This window comes from Aeromonas sp. QDB18, from assembly GCF_027705325.1.
Classification (GTDB): Bacteria; Pseudomonadota; Gammaproteobacteria; order Enterobacterales; family Aeromonadaceae; genus Aeromonas; species Aeromonas caviae.
In genome coordinates, this window is sequence record NZ_JAPDBQ010000250.1 from 1 (window position 1) to 2,445 (window position 2,445).

Here is a 2,445-nt window from a genome sequence, read left to right on the forward strand (position 1 = left end):
AAGGAGATGGTGGTGATCAGATCACCAAGTCCTCAGTTAGTTCCATTCAAGCTGCATCGATTTGGGCAACAACGCCAAACCCTGACCGTGGTCGGCAAACGCAGCCAACATGAAGAGGTTGCCACCGCGACCCGCACCAACACTCCGGCCAAACTGGTGCCCCAGAGCATCGACAGCGTCAAGGCAAGCGAGCTGACCGCCTTCGGCCAGCCCACCCTGAGCGAGGCTCTGACCGGTATCCCCGGCGTCAACGCCAGCGGCGACACCCGCTTTGACGGCGTCACCATCCGCGGTTTCAGCGCCAGCAACGACTTCTATCTCGACGGCTTTCGCGACGACATGCAATACACCCGCGACCTTGGCAACATCGAGCGGGTCGAAGTGCTCAAGGGCCCCGCCGCCGTGCTCTACGGCCGTGGCAGCACGGGCGGCATCGTCAACCGGGTCAGCAAGGTTCCCCAGAAGGGGCAGGCCTCCAGCGTCAGCGCCCAGGTCGGCAGCTTCGACAGCCGACGCTTCGCCGCCGACCTCAACGGCGAGGCAGGAGAGCGGGTACAGGTGCGCCTGAACCTGGCCCAGGAGGACAAGGAGAGCTTTCGCGACGACGTGACCAGCAAGCGCACCCTGCTGGCCCCCTCCGTCAACTGGGAGATCACCGACACCCTGAACTGGCTGGTGCAATACGAGCGCAACGAGCACGATCGCACCCCGGATCGCGGCATTCCCGGCGTCGATGGTCGCCCGGCGGATGTCCCCATCGAGAGCGTCTACAGCGACACCCGCCGCGACTTCATCGACGATGTGGCCCAGTCCACCCGCTCCCGCTTCACCTGGGACATCAACGATCAGTGGCAACTGCGCCAGCAGCTCGGCTACACCACCCTCGACAGCCAGTTCGACAATACCTATGTCACCAGCGTCAAGGGCGACAAGGTGACCCGCGCCCGCTGGCAGCAGGATCTCAAGGCCAGCAGCCTCACCAGCAACACCGAGGCGGAAGGCCAGCTGCAAACCGGTCCCATCGCCCATCGTCTGCTGGTGGGCCTGGAGCAGGACTGGCAGGATCGCACCCCCAAGCTCTACCAGAACGCCAGCCCGATCCCGGCAGGCAACCTCTATGATCCGGGCTCCCTGCCCACCTACGACGGCGCCATGAAACTCTCCAGCGACGCCCATCACAGGGTGCGCGGTGTCGGCCTCTATGTGCAGGATCAGCTCAGCCTGGGCGACTGGCACCTGCTGGCGGGACTGCGCCGCGACGACTTCACCGTCACCAGCCGCCGCAACGACCTCGACAAGGAAGAGACCCTCTCGGTCACCAGCCTGAGTCCGCGCCTGGGCCTGGTGTGGAACCCCATCGAGGAGCATGCCTTCTACACCTCCTACAGCAAGACCTTCACCCCGGTGGGCGGTGAGCTTATCGGCATCACCCCGGGGGACAAGAACAACAACCTGGATCCCCAGCACACCCGGCTCTATGAAGGGGGCGTGAAGAGCGACTGGCTGAACGGCCGCCTCGCCACCACCCTCTCCCTCTACCGGCTGGAGATGTACAACAAGCGCAGCAAGGATCCGCTGGATCCCACTAAGGTGATCCTCACCGGTCTGCAGCGCACCGACGGCATCGAGCTGAGCGCCCGTGCCCAGCTGACCGACGAGATCTATCTGCGCGGCGGCGTCGCCATCCAGGATGCCGAGCAGGTCAAGGCAGACGCGGACCTGCAAGGCAAGCGGCCGATGAACGTCTCCCGCCAGAACGGCCAGCTGTTCGCCGGCTACCAGAGCGGCAAGCAGGGCTGGTTCGGCGAGACCGGGGTGACGGCGGTGGGGGATCGCTTCGCCGACAACGCCAACACCACCACCTTGCCCGGTTACGCCCGCTTCGACGCCCGTGCCGGCTACCGCTGGCCCCAGTGGGAAGCCCAGCTGAGCGTGGAGAACCTGACCGATCACGACTACTTCGTCAGCGCCACCAGCGCGGCCCAGATCATGCCGGGCACGCCCCGTCAGCTGCACCTGACCGCCGCCTACCGCTTCTGATCCTCCCTGTTTACCGACCCCTCTGGCCAGCGTTCGCTGGCCAGATTGTTATGAAGCACCGAACGATGACACGCAGAAAACTCCCCCTGCACAACAACAAGTGGGTGCGCCGCATCCACGCCTGGGCCGGCTTTGCCACCCTCACCCTGATGCTGCTCTACGGCCTCACCGGCCTCTGGCTGCAACACAGGGCCGTGCTGCCCCTGCCCGGTCCCCACACCGCCAAATCGAGCGAAGAGATAGTACTGAGCACGCCGCTGGCCAGCCCGGATGAATTGAAAGCCCTGCTGCAACAGCGTTATGCAGACATGTTCGAGGAGGGGAGACCCCCTCAGAGATCCCCTCATTTTTAGAGACTCAAATAATTCCAAGTGTGCGGGTATATAAGCGGTGTTGCTTCAGGTA

The 2,445-nt window shown here is 64.3% G+C and carries 1 protein-coding gene and 1 pseudogene; both read left to right on the forward strand.

Features of this window, described 5'->3' with window-relative positions:
- The first annotated feature begins 6 nt into the window (after positions 1-6).
- Positions 7-2,040 (forward strand): TonB-dependent receptor, encoded by a 2,034-nt coding sequence (locus OKC30_RS20555; RefSeq protein WP_270668581.1) that lies wholly within the window; start codon positions 7-9, stop codon positions 2,038-2,040.
- 65 nt (positions 2,041-2,105) lie between these two features.
- Positions 2,106-2,384 (forward strand): annotated as a pseudogene (locus OKC30_RS20560) (PepSY-associated TM helix domain-containing protein); the annotation flags it as partial.
- Positions 2,385-2,445: the final 61 nt, after the last annotated feature.